Origin of the sequence: Rhizobium sp. RCC_161_2 (genome assembly GCF_041355235.1) — a bacterium.
Lineage (GTDB): Bacteria > Pseudomonadota > Alphaproteobacteria > Rhizobiales > Rhizobiaceae > Rhizobium.
Window position 1 is genome coordinate 239,993 of record NZ_JBFUPL010000006.1, and the last position, 17,928, is coordinate 257,920.

Here is a 17,928-nt window from a genome sequence, read left to right on the forward strand (position 1 = left end):
GTGCCAGCGCATTGTTCATCTGTCGTCGAAAGGGGAAAAGTGCGGCAAGCTTCAGATCATGATGAAGCTGCGTCACACTCTGTCCGGCCAGAGTGTCCACTTTACGGCAAATACCCGACCCGGGCCATGTACCGCAGCGAAGAGCAAACCCGCCACGAAAACAAAGTGATCCACGAAGAAGCCGAATTCAGCTTGGTTGCCGGCCCAAAGTGCAGGACCATGGAATGAGAATCCGAGGAAGATGACATAAACCGCTGCAGCGAGCGCTGCCGGGACAAATAACGCACCGGTCAGGAAAGCGGTGGCAAGTAGCACTTCAAGGATCGCGGCGCACCAAGCCAAGAATAATGGGAACGGGAAGCCGGCGGCTGCGATATAGCCGGCAGTCGCGCCCATATCCATGAACTTGAACGAGACGGCCATCACGAAGACGACGGTGAAGATCAGGCGAGCGATGAGAATGGCAGCAGTCTGCCAAATTGATTGAGCGTTTTCCACGATATTCCTCCAGGTTGACGCGGTTGATGCTCCAAGGACGGCCAACAGAAGGTGATTCCGACAATGAGGATGGAAATTATTTGGCGGTGCTGATCCCCTGCAGCATGAGCAAGTAGTCGAAAGCGCTCTTCCTAAGGTTGGAGGCTTACGTCCTCTCGGCAGGGGCCGAATTGCACAAAGCATTGCTTTGCCCCAATCCACATGAGGGTGTGTGGGGCAAAGATGAACGCTATGCGCTCAGTCAAAGAGGAAGCATGGCTATACGCGCATCGTCCAGATAGCCTCGCTCGGAGCTCGGGACGAAAGCCCGCGGCTTGTTCAGTGCCGGAATCTTATTCCAATCGTCCGACATGAGGCCGCGGGCCAGGCTCTGTCTGCCTGTCACTGTTGTTTCCGCACGGTGCCAACGGTCAGCCGGCCGGTGCTCCCGTCGGACAGCTTCACCTTCCCCCACGCCGACATGAGGTCCGGCGCTCTCGTGACCACGGCCTGCCCAGTGCGACCGTCCGAGCATTTGACGAGAAGAGTAATTGTCGGGCGCCGGTCCTTCAGGTCGTAGGTACCGGAGCATTTTGCCGACCGCCGTGACGACTTGACCGAGAATCGGCCATTGCCGCGCGATGCTATCGTCGAGCCTTTGAATGTCTCGCCGGAATCCATTTTCGCCAAAAGCGGAAGAACGATCTCATCCTGTCCACCGCCCTGTGGCTTCCGTGGGGCCGAACCTGCGATCTTCAAAGCCCTCGCAATGCTTGGAGCCATGACGCGGCTCGCGGCAAACTCAATGTAGTCATCATAGGGGATCGCACCCTTGGCGTAAGCGGTGAGGATTCGGCGGCAAAACTCGCGACGGACATTGGCCGCGGGAACGTTCATGAGCTTTGCAAGCTTCTCTTGTGCTTCCGGTGTGATGCCACGGTGGCTACAATCCTCGATATTCCAGTTGAGAGCCGCGGGATCACTCAATATATTTTTATCATATTCATAGCCGCTCTTGCTCGCGACCGATGCGGCATTCGCCGACACAGAAAAGGCCACCATAGTGGCGGCCACCAAGATCATAAGCTTTTTCATTCTGCCCCTTTTTCCTCTGGTATGCTTAGTACTCGCGCATCGCCTCGGATGAGATTTCAGCGATGGTAAAAACAGATATTCCAGAATACGGCGCCTGCCGGTCCCGATGTCCAACGTGGCTGGCACCGTTCAGCTTGTTTTATCTGAACTTGTATCTCCCATTTTTCAATCCCCTTATACGTGCATTATTTTTTGACGTTGAGCGAGCGTTTTCGGCTCATCAGGGAGAACAGCGGCGAGCTTTGCAATGTCTCTGGTTTCGGGGCCGGGCTCCCGATGTCGCATTGGCAATCTTATGACGTGCAGCCGCCATTATACGATGGTTCAATATCGCTGATGCGGCGACAGGGCTATATATCTCCCGATCAAGGCATGGACGCAGACTAATGGCAGTCGGCAGATTTGCATAGTGTACGATCTAAATGTCTTGATAGACGGTCGGACTCCGGTCGCGTCGTGTTGCTTTAAAGCGAGGCTGGCATGGATATAACACGCCGACAATTTGCCGCTCTGGTATGTGCCTTGGCGGTTCCCCTTCCTCGAGGCGCTTGGGCGGATGAGGGCAACGCGCTATTCTGGGACGCGACCCGAGCAGATCGTTCGATCACCATATTCGGCTATGAGCGCATCAACGCGCAGATCGTGCCGGATATTGTAAGCGATGGAGATCGCATATCCGACGAGGCCAGTTCGGTTTATACCGATTTCAGCCCAAATGTTGCATTGCAGACGCTTTCGGTGGATCGAAAACAATTATCTCCCGTTCTTCCCGAACTGTCGTCGACGGATGCGGATGATCTGCGCCGCATGATAACGGCGGTGGGAGGCCCTCCGCTTGAACGCCTCTCGGGATTTGAGGTGAGCCTGTTTCTGATGGGCGAGGGGCAGCATCGTCCGGTTCCGAGTGTCGGAGGTGTGATAACAGATCATGTTCGCTCCGGCGGAAAACAGCTGTCCCCGTTGATAAGCGATGCGGAACTGAGATCGATATGGCATCCGCTGGATACTGCCGCCGTGAAATCAGTGGGGGCACATCAGGTCAGCTATCTTCTCGAAAAACGCAAGCAGCTGGGACCTATTGGCGGCTATCTGGAAACGCTTTACCAGCAGCGACGGGCGCCTGAGATCATGACATTGACAGCGGAGATCGCCCAGAAAGGGGTCGTCGATCCGCTTCGCTCTCTCGGAGGCGAGCAAATCAAGTCCTTACTTCTCGCGCAAATCCTCAAGATTGATTCGGTGAAAAATTTTATTCTGCTGCCGTTGGGCACCTTGGCGGGCGACGACGGCATCCTGCAGATGATGAGATCAAATGGCTTTGAAATAAGATCATTGGCATGAGGAAATGTGGTCGCGGTACTAGCCTCCGTTACGGCCTCGTTCAATAAAGCGGTTTACGACTATAATTGCCAAATCGGAAAAGGCTTTGGCTGAATCCTCTGGAAGGGACTGGTCGTTCTTTTCAATGTCAAGGAAGTCGATATTGTTGCTGCCTAATTTTGCCGAATGCTGCCGGTAGCCTTGCCGGCAGAGCGCACACAGATGCCAAACGCTTCAACAGGAGATTTCATTCCGTGCGGTCGAGATATGCTCTTCTGAGTATCGTCAATATACTCAGCCTCTGCACCGTCGCCCTCGTCTTCTCGGCATCGCCGAAATTATTTGCCGCAGGCCGGACATCGGACATGCCGTTGTGGCTAAGGGCTGACGTCGGTGAAGGTGACGGCCAGATCGCGCAGCCGGTCTTGCAGAGGGCTCGTGCGCTTTACATGCGCAAAGTCAGCGAAGGCAAGGTCAGCAATCCCTGCTACTTTGCTATGGATGCCACCCGTCCAAACGATTTGGGTGACGGCAAATCGGGCGGCCGGTTTTACATTGTCTGTGAAGCCGCCCAGACGTTTCGTGTCATTTCGTCCGGACACGGCAGCGGCCGCGATTTGAAGGGCGTTGTCGATTTCGCCAATGGACGAGAGTGCGCCCGGAACTTCGGCAATGCGATGGATTCGAACCTGACCGCCGGCGGCGCTTATATGACGGACGAGACGAAGACGACGTTCAAGGGCTACTACCGTGTCTCTGGAACAAAAGACGCACCCTTGCTTCGCTCGTTTGTCCAATTTGACGGCGAGGGCGAAACAGCCAATGCACGGCAGCGCGCCATCGGTGGGCACGCAGCCGCGGTGGTCGCGGGCGTTTGCCTGAAGAAAAATTCGGAGAGCCCCTACGCGAACCGGGACGGATACGTTCCGCTCGGCAAGCTGGTGGAATATGCGGGCGGCCGCAGCGACGGCTGCACCAGCTGGACAGCATCGGACGCCAGCCAGATCCTCTCCATGGTGAAAGGTAATCCCACGACGCTCTACATCTATCCTGAATCAGCCGATATAAACGCCGTGGCCAAAGCGGTAGCCAGTGGTCGCGCGCCATCGACAGCCGGCTTGTATTGGAACGATTCCTGCTTGAAAGAAATCGGCGCTCCGAAGTTCTGGTCGAAAGAGACCTTGGAACCGATCATTGCCCAGTACAAAATAGATCATCCGGCGCCGCCACCGCGGCCAATACCGATTTGCAACGCGCCATAAGGTTTGTTTCCCAGCGGGGTCTCCCGCTATGTAGGTCTTCATGGAAGCACACGTTACAAAGGATGAGCCCGCAGGCGCTTTTCGCAAAATCAGTGGTCGTTTTTTCCGTTCGGTCGTCACCGAGCGCCTTGATCATGTGCTCGATCCTCCGGATGCATCGAGCGCCGGACGCTATCATCGCCTTGGTCAGCCGACGCTCTATATGAGCGCTTCGCTTGAGTGGTCAATCATCGCCATCTCCGGCTACATGCGCGAAGACCAGCGTCCGCGCGTTGTCGTACCGCTGCTTGTCAGCGACGCGATGGTTGTCGATCAGCACGACCGGCAGGCATGTGAGCAGCTTGGCATCGATCGGGAATTATCCAACCTGTCTTGGCGCTCTGCTTTAGCTGCGGGTGGGGAACCGGCATCATGGCGTACCGCCGATGCGGCGAGGGCCGCCGGCGCGGACGGCATAATCGACCGGTCAAGATTGATACCCGGCGGTTGGCATCTGAACCTGTTTCGCTGGAACGCGCTCGGTGGCCCCTCGGTCGAGGTTTGCGGTGAGCCTGTTGAAATCAAGCTCTCTGAAAACGGCCCGAAGTGGGGGCTGTAGCAACGGAGGTTGCGATCAGCCTCACACCTCCCGGCTTGAATGCGAGCCTGCGCCCATCCATCTAAGTCTTACGCAACAGCGCCATGGCGAACGCCTGCACCAATGTGGGTCCGCCGGCGGTAGCGACGATGGGCGCCGCTGTTGAAGGATCAGATGATGGGTCTCATAGATAAAAATATTACGGCCGCCGACGATGGCGCGCTGATAGATGCTTATTCGCAATCCATAGCAAGCGCGGTCGACATGGTCGGCGCGGCGGTCAGCCGCATCGAGCGGGTGGGCGGCAGGGGCGGGCACGGCTCCGGCTTTGCCATCTCGCCGGACGGGCTGATCGTCACCAACAACCATGTCGTCGACGACGCCAAGCTTGTCCTTATCACCACGCCGGACGGTTCGGTCATGGAAGGACGCGTGCTGGAGCGCGACGTCGACACCGACATTGCGCTTATCCGCGCGAATTCCAGCGTCAGCGCCTGGGCGCGTCTTGGGGACTCCAAGCGTCTGCGCCGGGGCCATATCGCCATTGCCATCGGCAATCCGTTGGGTTTCGAATGGACGGTGACCGCCGGCATCGTGTCGGCGCTCGGACGCTCGATGCGGTCGGCAAGCGGACGGTTGATGGACGACGTCATCCAAACCGATGCCGCGCTCAATCCCGGCAATTCCGGCGGCCCGCTGGTTTCCTCCGGTGGCGAGGTCATCGGGGTCAACACGGCCGTCATCCAGGGCGCACAGAGCATCGCCTTCGCGGTCGCCTCCAACACGGCGAATGTCGTGGTTTCGGAGATCCTTCGCTATGGCTATGTCAGGCGGGCTTTCATCGGCATTGCCGGTGACACGATCGAGCTGCCACGCCGGATCGCGCTTGAGGCGGGTACCGGGCAGACGACATCCGTGCGTATCCGGCGGATCGAACCCGGCGGCCCGGCCGAGCGTGCCGGCCTCAGGGATGGTGATTATATTCTGGCGATCGACGGTATCCCGGTCGGCGGCGTTGACGATATCGTCCGATTGATGAGCGGCGACAGGATCGGTCAGGACACGGATCTGCTCGTCTTCTCGGTCGCGGGCCGGTTGGAGAAGCGCACCTTGCTACCGGTCACCCGATCGTAGGCCGGAGAGGGTGAGCTCGAGAGCTTTGATGTTTTCGAGCGTCCGAAACTTTTGTGGATCTACCGGAGCCGGAGACCAGCCATTCAAAGCGCCCTTTGGCGCCTTGCCTCGCGAAATGAAACGAGCCGGTGGGTTTTTTCGTCCCAAAGGACGAGCTTGACGCAGCGCAGGCTGTCCAAAAGGGTGATGCGGCTGACATTGCCCAGTTCGGGATGGTCACGCAGCACTTCGGGAAGGCGGTAGTAGGGCACCCGGCTCGAGAGATGATGCACATGATGGATGCCGATATTGCCGGTAAGCCATCTCAGCACCAGCGGCAGGTCGTAATGGGATGCGCCGTGCATGGCGGCATGTTGAAACTGCCATTCCGGCGGCTTCGACCAATGCGTGTCCTCGAATTGGTGCTGGATATAGAAGAGCCAGACACCGGCCGCGCCCGCCAACAACACGATTGGAAGATGGACGAGCAAAAATGGAACGATACCGACCGCCCAGATCAGCAGCGCTGCAATGACGGCGACGGCAAGATTGGTGGCCATGGTCGATATCCACGGAACGGGGCCTGAGCGCATCATGCCGAAGGGCAGACGCTGCTTGAGCAGGAAGACCCAGACGGGTCCGATGCCGAACATGACCAGCGGATGCCGGTAAAGCCTGTAGCCGAGCCGCCCCCACCAGGATTGTGCATTGTATTCGGCAACGGTGAGGGTGGTGATATCGCCGACGCCGCGCTCATCGAGATTGCCGGCGGTGGCGTGATGCTGGGCATGCGCCCGGCGCCAATAGTCATAGGGTGTCAGGGTCAGCACCCCGATCGCGCGTCCGGTCCAGTCGTCGATGCGGCGGCGTGCGAAAAAAGAGCCATGACCGCAATCATGCTGGATCGCGAACAGCCGCAACAGAAATGCGGCGGCGGGGATGACCAGGATCAGGCCGTACCAGAGACCATAATGAACGGCCGCCCATGCGCCGGCCCAGAGGATGGCGAACGGAACGGCGGTCACCGCAAGTTCGAATGTACTGCGCCCGGCATGCGGATTGCGATATTTCGAGAGAACCTTGAGCCAAGCCTTGTCGCCAGCGTCGCTGGGTTGCTCAAAGGTGGACGTGGCGTTCATTGTGGTTGGTCTACCTTCTGTGCGGGCGAGGCGAGCTCTGCGGCGCCGCGGAAATAATGTTCTGCTTGCTGATAATAGGTTTCGGCTTCGATGCAATCTCCCGCCAGGGCCTTTTCGCGAGCAAGCGCGATATAGTGATCGTAGCGGGACGGCAATCGAAAGTGCCTCAATGCAATTGGTATCGTGTTTTTCATGTGGTCCGTAAGCGACCATCGAACTCGGCTGCATTCATTTTTGGGATGACAAGATGAAGAGCGGCATCGAAAATTCGGTGGCGATTAAAATGCGATATCACCCTTTGTGCTTCTCTTGGAGCACGGACAGCCAACTCAATCATTCGATGATGAGAAATCGATATCGCTGCAATGTGGCTGTTTCAAGTTCAATGACGAGGGACGTTTGCATTGACAAGAAGCGCCTGCCACGGATCAATACCGGCTAAGCAACCTGAAAATACGACGGTCTCATCGAAGGATTATCCATGGCACATTCACTAAAGACCCAGACCGCTCCCGGTGCCGCAGGCCCAAATCAGCCGGCCCTCGACTCCGAGGAAGTCTGGCAGGCCCGCGTCGATCTAGCCGCATGTTTTCGCATGGCTGCCAGACATGGGTTGGAAGAAGGCATCTGCAATCATTTCTCCGCGGTCGTGCCGGGATATGACGACCTGTTCCTTGTCAATCCCTATGGCTATGCCTTTCGGGAACTGACGGCATCCATGCTGTTGATTTGCGATTTCCACGGCAATGTCGTCTCAGGGGCCGGCCAGCCGGAAGCGACGGCGTTCTATATCCACGCCCGTATCCATAAGAACGTTCCGCGCGCCAAAGTCGCCTTCCACACGCACATGCCCTATGCCACCGCGCTCTCGATGACAGAAGGAGAGCCGCTGATCTTTGCCGGGCAGACGGCACTGAAATTCTACGGCCGGACGGCGTTTGACAGGAATTACAACGGTCTGGCGCTGGACGAGCGTGAAGGAGACCGCATCGCTTCAACGATCGGGGATGCGGACATCGTCTTCATGAAGCACCATGGGGTCATGGTGCTTGCTCCCAATATCGCCGAGGCTTGGGATGACCTCTATTATCTCGAGCGGGCTTGCCAGGTTCAGACGCTTGCCCTGTCGACTGGAAGAGAGGTTGTCGCGGTTGATCCGGCCATCGCGGAGGCGGCTTATCGGCAGATGCGGGAGGGTGACCCGGAATCCGCTCGTCTCCACCTTGAGGCGATTAAGCGCACGCTCGATGTGGAAGCACCACACTATCGCGATTGATGCCTATTTCGCTCGCTGCGATATGTGGAAGAATGCGGTCACGTCGATCTCGGTTATCAGCGCTTTACCAGATGGATGCCCGCCAAGGTGCAGCGGACGGATCCGCCCGCTTTTTCGATCGTCGGGATATCAAGGGCAACGGGTTTGGCGCTTTCCTCGATCACGGCAAGCTGATGCCGGTCGAGGCAGGCGAGTGCCGTCGTCGAGAGCGCCAGGATACGGCCGCACTTTCCCTGAAGCTCCAGAGCATTGCCCGCAAAGTGCGCAATCTGTTCGTTCGTCAGCGCAACGATGTTCCGGCCGGAACGCTCCAGTCGGGTGACGATCTCCCGCCGCCTGGCCGGATCGGCCATCATATCCAGCCCGATCATGGCGAAATTGGTGGCGATGCACATCAGGACATTGGTGTGATAGACGGGGATGCCATTTTCGTCGCGGGCGTCGAACACCATCGGCTCGTAATTGAAATGAGTCGAGAAGCGTTCGAGCGCGATCGGATCAGTGCGGTCGGACCGCACCGCATAGGCGACCCGGTCGATATGATCGAGCACCATGGCGCCGGTGCCCTCGAGAAAGAGCCCGTCGGGTTCGAGGCCCGAATAATCGATGACTTCCTGCACCCGATAGCGGGTCTTCAGCATGTCGATGACGTCGCCGCGCCGCTCGCGCCGGCGGCTGACGGCTTTCATCGGATAGATCGCGACGTGACCGCCGGCATGGGTGGAGAACCAGTTGTTGGGGAAAACCGAATCCGGTGTCAGCCGACCGGTATCCTCGAACAGATGTACCTCGACGCCGTGACGTCCGAGTGTCTCGGCCGCCTCGGTTATTTCCCCATGCGCGACGGACGAGAGGTCTTCTCTGATGTCCTGGCTGCTCTGGAAATGATTGTCGGCCGCCGTTTCCGTGTTCACGGTGAAATGGTGCGGACGCACCATGACGACTGCGGAAGGTACCTGGATGGAATAGGCTGAATGTCTAGGCATCGTTCCGTTCCTACACCTATTTTGCCCGCTGCAGCATGCCGAAGAGATCACGCGGATCGTCGGGGTCGGCGATGATATCGAGGTCCAGGTAAAACCCTGTACCCTTGAGCCTGTCGCGGACGTAGCGGAGAGCCGAGAAATCCTCGACTGCGAAGCCGACGCTGTCGAAGAGGGTGATCTGGCCGGCGGTGCGGCGCCCCGCGGCCTGCCCGGTGACCACCTTCCACAATTCCGTAACGGGGTAGTCCGGCTCCATCTGCTGGATCTCGCCCTCGACGCGCGTCTGCGGCGGATATTCGACGAAGGTGTCGGCGCGCAGGAGGATATCGCGATGCAGTTCGGTCTTGCCGGGGCAATCGCCGCCGATGGCGTTGATGTGGACGCCGGCGCCGATCATGTTGTCGGTGAGGATCGTCGCACATTGCTTGTCGGCGGTGCAGGTGGTGATGATGTCGGCGCCTTCGATCGCGGATTGCGACGAGGTACAGGCGGTGACCGTCAATCCGGTGCCTGAGAGGTTCCGGACCATCTTCGCCGTCGCTAAGGGATCGATATCGTAGAGCCTGAGGTGATCGATGCCGCAGACGGCCTTCATGGCAAGCGCCTGGAACTCCGCCTGCGCGCCATTGCCGATCATCGCCATGGTGCGCGCGCCCTTCGGCGCCAGATGCCGTGCCGCCATGGCCGAGGTTGCGGCGGTGCGAAGTGCGGTCAGCAGCGTCATTTCCGTCAACAGCACCGGATAGCCGGTCGAGACTTCCGCCAACAGACCGAAGGCGGTGACGGTCTGCAGGCCCTGCGCCATGTTCTTCGGATGACCGTTCACATATTTGAAGCTGTAGATCTCGCCATCCGAGGTCGGCATCAGCTCGATCACGCCCTCGCGGGAATGGGAGGCGACACGCGGTGTCTTGTCGAACAGCTCCCAGCGGCGGAAATCCGCCTCGATTACGTCGGTGAGCTCCGCGAGCAGAGTCTCCAGCCCGATATGATGGACGAGCCGCATCATGTTCTCGACGCTGACGAAGGGAACGAAGGCTTTTTCCGATGGAAGGGGTGACGACATCACGGATTCCTCTGGCGCTGGGCTGATGGACAGAAGCTAGCGTTCCCGAGTGTTGGCCGAAAGCGCAAAACTGTGCTAATTCCGGCAGTCGATTGTACAATTCGTTCAGTCGTCTTACATAAATTTACTAGTCTGGAGTGGCAAACATGGATGTCGCGAAATATTCGCCCGATGATCTCGACCGCCGCATCATCAGCCATCTGCGCGCCGACGGACGCGCCTCCCTGACCAAGCTTTCGGATGCGCTCGGCGTTGCGCGCGGCACCGTGCAGAACAGGCTGGACCGCCTGATGGAGACGGGGACGCTGCTCGGATTTACCGTGCGGGTGAGAGAAGATTATGATCTGAGCGCGGTGCATGCGGTGATGATGATCGAGGTCGTCGGAAAATCGACGACACAGGTCATTCGCAGGCTGCGCGGTCTGACGGAGATTTCAGCCCTGCATACGACCAACGGCAACTGGGATCTCGTTGCCAATATCCGGGCGGCGAGCCTTGCGGATTTCGACCGCGTTCTGCGCGAAGTGCGGATGATCGATGGCGTTGCCAACAGCGAGACGAGCCTGCTGCTGAGCAGCGTTTGATCGGGTTTCTCGGATCTGATGGTCAATGCCGGGGCATTCGCGCGGCTTTTAGAACTTACTGAACTGCGGCGTTTCGGTGGCGGTTGCGATAATACGGCTTGCTCGCGTCCGGTCATGCAGACATTGTAGTTGAAATCGGCCTCCGGCCGTATGATGACATAGCATGGAGATCGGTGATGCGCGGCACGGGAGGCTGCATCGCCGGTTGGGAGGGGACCGAACTGACGATCCACTCGGAGTGCCCAAAAGCTTCGCAATGAAGCTCTGGCTCTCCTCAACCGATAGATTTGCCTCCCATGTCCTTTACGACGACGATCGAGAATACGGTCTTCCGCTTTGGTGATTTGAAGGATCTTCTTGCCAAGGCGACACCGGAGCGTTCCGGCGACCAGCTTGCGGGCATCGCGGCCTCCGGCCCGGTCGAGCGTCTGGCCGCGCAGATGGCGCTGGCCGATCTGCCGCTGAAAGCGTTTCTGAGCGAGGAAGTGATCTCGTCCGACGATGACGAAGTATCGGCGCTGATCGCCGCGCGCCACGATGCGGCGGCCTTTGCGCCGATCTCGTCTCTCACCGTCGGCGAATTCCGCGAGTGGCTTTTGAAGCCCGAGACTGGGCAGCGCTCGCTCGAGGCGATCACCTATGGCGTGACGCCGGAGATGGTGGCGGCGGTGTCGAAGATCATGCGGCTGCAGGATCTGATCTCGGTCGCGGCCAAGCGCGAGGTCGTCACCCGCTTCCGCAACACGATCGGCCTGCGCGGACGGCTATCGACGCGCAACCAGCCGAACCATCCGACTGACGACAGTCGGGGGATCGCCGCCTCCGCCATAGACGGATTGCTGATGGGATCGGGCGATGCGGTGATCGGCGTCAATCCGGCGACCGACAGTGTCGCGGACTATATCCGCATCGTCTCCCTGCTCGATGAACTGCGTGAGCGGCTGGCGATTCCGACACAGACATGCTGTCTCGGGCATGTGACCACGGCGATCAGGGCCATCGAGGCTGGAGCACCAGTCGATCTCGTTTTCCAGTCGGTCGCCGGCTCACAAAAGGCGAATGCGGGTTTCGGCATCGATCTTTCACTTCTGAAGGAAGCTTATGAGGCCGGGCGCTCGCTGAAGCGCGGCATGCCGGGCGCCAACGTCATGTACTTCGAAACGGGGCAAGGGGCGGCTCTGTCCGCCGACGCGCATTTCGGCGTCGACCAGCAGACGATGGAAGTGCGTGCCTATGCGGTTGCGCGCGAGTTCGATCCCATGCTCGTCAATACGGTCGTCGGCTTTATCGGGCCGGAATATCTCTTCAACGGCAAGCAGATCATCCGCGCGGGGCTCGAGGATCATTTCTGCGGCAAGCTTCTCGGCCTGCCGATGGGGGTGGACGTCTGCTACACCAACCATGCCGATGCCGATCAGGAGGACATGGATACGCTGCTGACGCTTCTCTGTGCTGCCAACGTGAACTTCGTCATCACGGTGCCGGGCGCCGACGACATCATGCTCAACTATCAGTCCCTTGCCCATCACGACGCCATCTATTGCCGCGAAACGCTGAACCGCGCGCCGGCGCCGGAATTCGAACGCTGGCTCTGCGAGATTGGCCTGACGGATAGGGCGGGCGCCCTGGTCGGGGCGCCGGCAATGCTGACCGACTATTTCTCCAGTTCAACCCTTGTTGGAGCCTGACATGGCCAATTCCGTCATCAATGCTCGTGCCATAGGCATCGCGGACCTCAAGGACATGACGGATGCGCGCGTCGCGCTCGGTCGTTTCGGCGCGGGCGCGCCGACAAAGGCGGCGCAAGCCTTCCTGCTTGACCATGCGCGGGCTCGCGAAGCCGTCTGGTCCTCGGTCGATCAGGAAGGTCTGCAACGGCAGTTGCTGGATCTGGAGCTCGATGCCGTCGTGGTCGAGAGCCTCGCCGGGGACCGGAGCCAGTATGTGCGCCGGCCCGATCTCGGCCGCAAGCTATCGGCGACATCGCTGGCGCGGCTGGAGGAGGTTCGGCATCGCGACGAAGGGTTTGATGTCGTCATCATCGTTGCCGATGGCCTTTCCGCCAGTGCCGTGGATATCAACGCCGCCGCCGTGGTCGGCGCACTTGCCGATCGGCTGCGGCGGTATGGGCTTTCGCTCGCGCCCATCGTCATTGCCAGCCAGTCGCGTGTCGCCTTGTCCGATCCGATCGGTGAAGCGCTCGCGGCCAAGACCGCGATCATGCTGATCGGCGAACGCCCGGGTCTGTCCGCCGCCGACAGCCTCGGGGCTTATGTCACCTATTCGCCCCGATCGGACACGCCCGATTCCCGTCGCAACTGCGTCTCCAACATCCGCGAAGGCGGATTGCCCATCGCGGCGGCGGCCGACCAGATTATCGAACTTGTTATCGCCATGCGGATGACCGGCATCAGCGGCGTCGGGCTCAAGGATGCCGTGGCGAAGCTGGAGGTGACGGCGTAGTAAAGCTCCCGTGGAGCTGGCCGAGTGCTAGGAAAATCACGAGACGACGTTTCGCACGAAGCGGACCGGCGTCTCGCCTGGGTTGATGTAGGCATAATCCTGAGCGGTGCTGTAAACGGCAAAGGTCCCGGCCTTGTAGTCGCGTGTCTCGCCAGAAAGTTCGAGGCTCAGCAAGCCTTCGATGACGTAGATCATTTCGTGCCACCCCTGTGGGTCCGGTTCGGCGTCGTAGCGATCGCCGGGTCCGAGCGACCAGAGCCACATCTGGGCTTCGAGGGAGGCTGGGGCCGAGCCCAGGAGCACCGCCAGACTTTCCCCGTCTTTGCCGCGCCATGTCACCTGGTTGATGTCGGCACGCGATGCGCGCGTGGGGTCACGCACCAGATCGACGAAATCCACGCCGAGAGCCGCCGCCAGCTTGTCGAGGCTGGACAGGCTGATATTGGCATCGCCTGCTTCCACGGCGATGATCATGCGCCGGCTGATGCCGGACGCCTCGGCGAGCGCCGTCTGGCTGAGGCCTACGGATTTTCGCAGGCGACGCAAGTTGCCGGAAACATGGGCGAGAACATCGCCACGTTCTTGACTGTGCAATATATTGCTCATAGTGTCTTTCTATTCCAATCGCTGTCGCCGTTCAACAGCCTTTCGACGCGTCTGCCAAGGCAGGATCGCGACGGATGCGTTGTGCGCGTGATCCGCCAGATACGAGTGAGGGAGCAGGACATGAAAATCCGCGATTTCGGCGTCGAAATATGGATGAACCGCTATGAGACGACATGCGAATGGAACCTCGCCGAGACCTGTGTCGAGTCCCTGACCGTGGCCGAACTGCTGGACATGGCGGGAAAGACGGAGACGATCCTGTCGGAACTGTTGCCGCTCAAGCTGACCTATGGCGCGATCGAGGGCAGCGATCGGCTGCGACGGCTGATTGCCGGCCTCTATGAAAAGCAGGCCATCGAGAACGTCGTCGTGACCCATGGCGCGATCGGCGCCAATGTCCTGGTGCACGAAACCCTGGTAGAGCCGGGAGACCGGGTCATTTCTGTGCTGCCGACCTATCAGCAGCACTATTCCATTCCGGAGAGTTACGGCGCTGACCTGCAGATCCTCAAGCTTACCGAGGCGAACGGTTTCCTGCCGGATCTCCAGGAATTGCGGCGGCTGGCGACGCCCGACACGAAACTGATCGTCCTCAACAACCCGAACAATCCGACGGGCGCCCTGATGGACCGCGCCTATCTCGAAAAGATCGTCGAAATCGCGCGCATCTCCGGGGCGTGGATCCTCTGCGACGAGGTCTATCGCGGCACCGATCAGCAGGGAGACGGCATGACCGCCTCGATTGCTGATCTCTATGAGAAAGGCATCAGCACCGGCAGCATGTCCAAGACATATTCGCTGGCGGGCCTAAGGCTCGGCTGGATCGCCGCCCGGAATGAATTGATCCATGCGGTATCGATCCATCGCGACTACAATACCATCAGCGTCGGCATGCTGGACGATCATTTCGCGGCCATTGCGCTTGAAAACCGCGACAAGATTCTCGCCAGAAACCAGGCCATCACCCGAACCAACCTTGCCATTCTGTCCGAATGGGTCGAGAGCGAGCCGTTGATCTCCTGGGTCAAGCCGAAGTCCGGCACGACGGCGCTCCTCAAATATGATCTGCTGATGTCGTCCGAAGCCTTCTGCATCAACCTGCTCGAACGGACCGGCGTCATGCTGACGCCCGGCAGCGCCATGGACATGGAGGGCTATCTGCGCATCGGCTACGCGAACAGCGAGGCGATCCTGCGCGAGGGTCTCAAGCGTTTATCGCAGTTTCTGAAGGAGCAACGATAGGCGGCTTGCGCCTGATTTTTTGTTACTCGGTAGCGGTCACGGGTGAGCTTACCTGACCCGTCGTTTGGTTCGTTCCATTAGCGACCAACCTGATCCGGTGACTTGACCGGAATGCCGAATGGCTGGAAGTGCTTTAGGTTCGCAGTGATGACGGTGAGCTTATGAACGCTTGCGGTCCCTGCAATGATCGCATCGGCGGCACCCGGACTATGTCCGGCAGTGATCGCTCTCGCTTCCAGCTTGCCGGATTCAAGAGCGACGACATTATCGACCGGCAAGATATGGTCACCATATCCAGCGATCAGGCCTTGTAGCCAGATGTGAATTCCCGAGGCTTTTGCCTTCGCACCTTTTGCGTCCAGTAGGCGGATGCCCTTTTCAATTTCATGGATCGTCAAGACCGAAAGATAGATCGCGTCTAGTTTGTCTTGCTCGCTAACCCAATCAACAAAAGTGTCCGATGCGCTCGCCTTGGAAGGCGAGAACATGGAAATGGTGTTGGTATCGAGAAGAAAGCTCACAAATCGACCTCGCGGGAGGGGGCGGGATTGCGCGCGAAAACATCCTCGTCATCGCTGAGATCGGCTGGGAAGGTCCTCAGATACTCGATCAGGCTGGGCCGGTCCTTCCGGAGCGCCTTCCTTGCGGCCTCTGCTGCTCCCACGCTGACAAGCACAGCGGCAGGACGGCCGTGGCGCGTGATCGTTACAAACTCGCCGCCGGCGGCCTGGTCGATGACATGAGAGAACGACGCCTTTGCGTCCTTCAAGCTAACGGTTGACATCGCAGCCTCCTAGAAAAGGGTCACTTATGACCTTTTTTAGGAGTTGAAGTGGACAAAATCAAGGGGAATTCAAACACAATGGCCGCCCCCGGTGTGGAGGCGGCCATTGGTTCGAATAGATGTGGTCCGTTGCCGCCCTTGGACGGCAGTGGATATCAATCCACCGAGGTCAGGGTCACCGACGTGCCGGTGGCGGCGACGTTGAGGCCGAGCTGGCCGGTCACGCTCACCGTCTGAAGGTGGATCGAGCCGGAGGTGCCGCCGACCAGGATATTGGTGCCGATACCGACGCCGAGCGTCGCCTCGGCGGTTGCGCCCTGATAAAGGCCGCTCAGCGAACCATGATGATAGCCGGCTGTCGGTGCGAACACGGCCCAGACGAGCTTGCTGCGGGTGGTGAAGCCAAGATCGACGCCCATCTTGCGGATGGCGCCGCTATAATGGTCCACGCGCTCCTTGCCGACGGTCGAGTGGAAGGTGCAATCGACTTCCTTGGCAGAGCCGAGCACATAGCCGACACCGCCGCCGATCTCGCAAGTGAGATAGCCGATCTTCACGCCGTTGCGCTGATCCTGGTCCTGCTCCTGATAGGAGGGCGACAGGTCAGCCGCGCGCGTTACGGCCGTGCCGGCGACGATCAAAGATGCCGCCGAAAATGCCAGGGTGAGTATTTTTTTCATCTGTTTTCTCCTTGTCAGAGTATTCCGGGTGTCATGCACCCTTTTGATCGAGCCGTTTACGGTCAGCTCTTACTAACGTTTGTCGTCGCAGAAGGATCCCACAAAATTAAGGCGGCCATCGCACTTATCCCGATGATAATATAAGGATCTCTGCAAGAGACGTCATCCCCGCCGGCTCTTCACGTTTTGCGACGGACTTTATTACGGAATTGTGATCGGCCGGGTCGGCCTATGACCGGAATGCGTCAAAGATCAATGCGCGTATCCACCGATGCACGGGATCCGCATCCATGCGAGGATGCCATATTTGTGAGACGGTGATCTCGGGTGTGGCCAGCGGCAGTTCGAACATTTCGGTCTTGCCGACCACTCCCGCCTGGCAAAACGAACGCGGCACGAGCCCGATAAGATCGGATGCCGCCGCGACGGCGATGACCGCCGGAAAACTCGGCACCACGACGCTGACTTTTCGGGAAAGACCGAGTGCGGCAAGCGCCTCGTCGATAGGGCCGATGAACTGTCCGCGTCTAGAGGCGACCACATGTCCCCACGTCGTATATTGTTCTGTTGTTATGCGGTCCGTCTCCAATAATGGATGCCCCACCCTTGCGATCCCGACAAAGGTGTCCCGGAACAGGGCTTGGCCACGGAGTTCCGCGCCATCCCCGGAAATGACCCCGATATCCAGGTCAACCGCTGCGTCCCTGAGCGACTGAATTTCCTTTTCCGGCTTTGGCGCGAAGCGCAATCTTATGCCGGGCGCAGCATCCGTGACGGCAGCGCTGAGACGCGCGGCATTCAGAAGGACAAACGCTTCATTGGCGCGGATCGTGAAGTCACGCCGCACCTCCCGGATATCAAGCTTTGGTGGTGGGGCGAGCACGGCCTGCACCGCGACTGTCAGTGAACGCACCTGGTCGGCGATCACTTCGGCATGGGGTGTTGCGACCATGGCACGTCCCGCCGGCACCAGAATAGGATCGCTCAACGCGGTCCGCAGCCTCGACAAGGTCCGGCTCATGGCGGAGGTACTGAGTCCGAGCTTTCGCGCGGCAGCCGATACGCTGCGCTCACGAAGCAAAGCGTCCAAGGCTACCAGCAGGTTCAAATCTATATCGGGCATGCGCGGATTTTAATGAAGTGAGGCGTTTGGTGCAACAGTTGGTTTCCTTTGTTGCGTCTGGTGCAAATCGTGCATCGGAGATATCGATCGCACGAGCAAACGACAAACAAAGTGAACGCCGATGTCCGCAATATC

General features: G+C 59.1%; 20 protein-coding genes. 9 read left to right on the forward strand and 11 right to left on the reverse strand.

Going from position 1 to position 17,928, the window contains the following annotated elements; all coding sequences use genetic code 11:
• Nucleotides 1-72: 72 nt before the first annotated feature.
• Together AB6803_RS17680 and AB6803_RS17685 are read right to left on the reverse strand one after the other, a co-directional pair.
• Nucleotides 73-498 (reverse strand): DoxX family protein, encoded by a 426-nt coding sequence (locus AB6803_RS17680; RefSeq protein ID WP_371110111.1) that lies wholly within the window; start codon nt 496-498, stop codon nt 73-75.
• Nucleotides 499-879: 381 nt separating this feature from the next.
• Nucleotides 880-1,686: a hypothetical protein gene (locus AB6803_RS17685; protein ID WP_371110112.1), complete on the reverse strand. Its 807-nt coding sequence runs from the start codon at nt 1,684-1,686 to the stop codon at nt 880-882.
• 366 nt (nt 1,687-2,052) lie between these two features.
• On the opposite strand from AB6803_RS17685, the gene AB6803_RS17690 reads away from it, so the two are divergent.
• The 4 genes from AB6803_RS17690 (at nt 2,053) to AB6803_RS17705 (ending at nt 5,865) form a co-directional block, all read left to right on the forward strand.
• Nucleotides 2,053-2,913 carry a hypothetical protein gene (locus AB6803_RS17690; protein ID WP_371110113.1) on the forward strand — a complete coding sequence of 287 codons (861 nt, stop codon included), beginning with the start codon at nt 2,053-2,055 and terminating at the stop codon, nt 2,911-2,913.
• A 233-nt stretch (nt 2,914-3,146) separates the two neighbouring features.
• On the forward strand, nt 3,147-4,154 hold the full coding sequence (locus AB6803_RS17695) for a hypothetical protein (RefSeq protein WP_371110256.1): 1,008 nt from the start codon (nt 3,147-3,149) through the stop codon (nt 4,152-4,154).
• Between the two features lie 40 nt (nt 4,155-4,194).
• Complete coding sequence (locus AB6803_RS17700) at nt 4,195-4,752, forward strand: RES domain-containing protein (RefSeq protein WP_371110114.1); 558 nt, start codon at nt 4,195-4,197, stop codon at nt 4,750-4,752.
• A 156-nt stretch (nt 4,753-4,908) separates the two neighbouring features.
• The gene (locus tag AB6803_RS17705) at nt 4,909-5,865 is read left to right on the forward strand and encodes a S1C family serine protease (RefSeq protein WP_371110257.1); all 957 of its coding nucleotides are present in this window, start codon (nt 4,909-4,911) and stop codon (nt 5,863-5,865) included.
• A gap of 83 nt (nt 5,866-5,948) precedes the next feature.
• Here AB6803_RS17705 and AB6803_RS17710 read toward each other — a convergent pair whose 3' ends face one another.
• The gene (locus tag AB6803_RS17710; RefSeq protein ID WP_371110115.1) at nt 5,949-6,983 is read right to left on the reverse strand and encodes a fatty acid desaturase; all 1,035 of its coding nucleotides are present in this window, start codon (nt 6,981-6,983) and stop codon (nt 5,949-5,951) included.
• The gene (locus AB6803_RS17715) at nt 6,980-7,138 is read right to left on the reverse strand and encodes a DUF4167 domain-containing protein (protein WP_371110116.1); all 159 of its coding nucleotides are present in this window, start codon (nt 7,136-7,138) and stop codon (nt 6,980-6,982) included. The genes AB6803_RS17710 and AB6803_RS17715 overlap by 4 nt, the downstream gene beginning before the upstream one ends.
• A gap of 326 nt (nt 7,139-7,464) precedes the next feature.
• On the opposite strand from AB6803_RS17715, the gene AB6803_RS17720 reads away from it, so the two are divergent.
• Complete coding sequence (locus tag AB6803_RS17720; RefSeq protein WP_371110117.1) at nt 7,465-8,259, forward strand: aldolase; 795 nt, start codon at nt 7,465-7,467, stop codon at nt 8,257-8,259.
• A 56-nt stretch (nt 8,260-8,315) separates the two neighbouring features.
• Here the strand turns inward: AB6803_RS17720 and ctlX are convergent, their stop codons facing one another.
• Both ctlX and AB6803_RS17730 read right to left on the reverse strand, forming a co-directional pair.
• Nucleotides 8,316-9,245 (reverse strand): citrulline utilization hydrolase CtlX, encoded by a 930-nt coding sequence (gene ctlX, locus AB6803_RS17725; RefSeq protein ID WP_371110118.1) that lies wholly within the window; start codon nt 9,243-9,245, stop codon nt 8,316-8,318.
• 16 nt (nt 9,246-9,261) lie between these two features.
• Nucleotides 9,262-10,311 carry an ornithine cyclodeaminase gene (locus tag AB6803_RS17730; protein ID WP_371110119.1) on the reverse strand — a complete coding sequence of 350 codons (1,050 nt, stop codon included), beginning with the start codon at nt 10,309-10,311 and terminating at the stop codon, nt 9,262-9,264.
• A 146-nt stretch (nt 10,312-10,457) separates the two neighbouring features.
• Here AB6803_RS17730 and AB6803_RS17735 point away from each other — a divergent pair, with 146 nt between their 5' ends.
• The 3 genes from AB6803_RS17735 to eutC all read left to right on the forward strand — a co-directional run bounded on the left by AB6803_RS17735 (nt 10,458) and on the right by eutC (nt 13,358).
• Complete coding sequence (locus AB6803_RS17735; protein WP_371110120.1) at nt 10,458-10,895, forward strand: Lrp/AsnC family transcriptional regulator; 438 nt, start codon at nt 10,458-10,460, stop codon at nt 10,893-10,895.
• A 296-nt stretch (nt 10,896-11,191) separates the two neighbouring features.
• On the forward strand, nt 11,192-12,583 hold the full coding sequence (locus AB6803_RS17740) for an ethanolamine ammonia-lyase subunit EutB (protein WP_371110121.1): 1,392 nt from the start codon (nt 11,192-11,194) through the stop codon (nt 12,581-12,583).
• 1 nt (nt 12,584) lies between these two features.
• Nucleotides 12,585-13,358 (forward strand): ethanolamine ammonia-lyase subunit EutC, encoded by a 774-nt coding sequence (eutC, locus tag AB6803_RS17745; RefSeq protein ID WP_371110122.1) that lies wholly within the window; start codon nt 12,585-12,587, stop codon nt 13,356-13,358.
• A 36-nt stretch (nt 13,359-13,394) separates the two neighbouring features.
• On the opposite strand, the gene AB6803_RS17750 is transcribed toward eutC, so the two are convergent.
• On the reverse strand, nt 13,395-13,964 hold the full coding sequence (locus AB6803_RS17750; RefSeq protein ID WP_371110123.1) for a helix-turn-helix domain-containing protein: 570 nt from the start codon (nt 13,962-13,964) through the stop codon (nt 13,395-13,397).
• 120 nt (nt 13,965-14,084) lie between these two features.
• On the opposite strand from AB6803_RS17750, the gene AB6803_RS17755 reads away from it, so the two are divergent.
• Complete coding sequence (locus AB6803_RS17755) at nt 14,085-15,206, forward strand: aminotransferase (RefSeq protein WP_371110124.1); 1,122 nt, start codon at nt 14,085-14,087, stop codon at nt 15,204-15,206.
• Nucleotides 15,207-15,283: 77 nt separating this feature from the next.
• Here the strand turns inward: AB6803_RS17755 and AB6803_RS17760 are convergent, their stop codons facing one another.
• From AB6803_RS17760 to AB6803_RS17775, 4 genes are all read right to left on the reverse strand, one after another.
• On the reverse strand, nt 15,284-15,727 hold the full coding sequence (locus AB6803_RS17760; RefSeq protein ID WP_371110125.1) for a type II toxin-antitoxin system VapC family toxin: 444 nt from the start codon (nt 15,725-15,727) through the stop codon (nt 15,284-15,286).
• Nucleotides 15,724-15,990, reverse strand: a complete 267-nt coding sequence (locus AB6803_RS17765; RefSeq protein WP_371110126.1) for a type II toxin-antitoxin system Phd/YefM family antitoxin — start codon at nt 15,988-15,990, stop codon at nt 15,724-15,726. Before AB6803_RS17765 ends, AB6803_RS17760 begins: the two co-directional genes overlap by 4 nt.
• 155 nt (nt 15,991-16,145) lie before the next feature.
• Nucleotides 16,146-16,670, reverse strand: coding sequence for a DUF992 domain-containing protein (locus AB6803_RS17770; RefSeq protein WP_007688673.1), 525 nt, complete (start codon nt 16,668-16,670; stop codon nt 16,146-16,148).
• A gap of 229 nt (nt 16,671-16,899) precedes the next feature.
• Nucleotides 16,900-17,793 (reverse strand): LysR family transcriptional regulator, encoded by an 894-nt coding sequence (locus AB6803_RS17775; RefSeq protein ID WP_371110127.1) that lies wholly within the window; start codon nt 17,791-17,793, stop codon nt 16,900-16,902.
• Between the last annotated feature and the right edge of the window lie 135 nt (nt 17,794-17,928).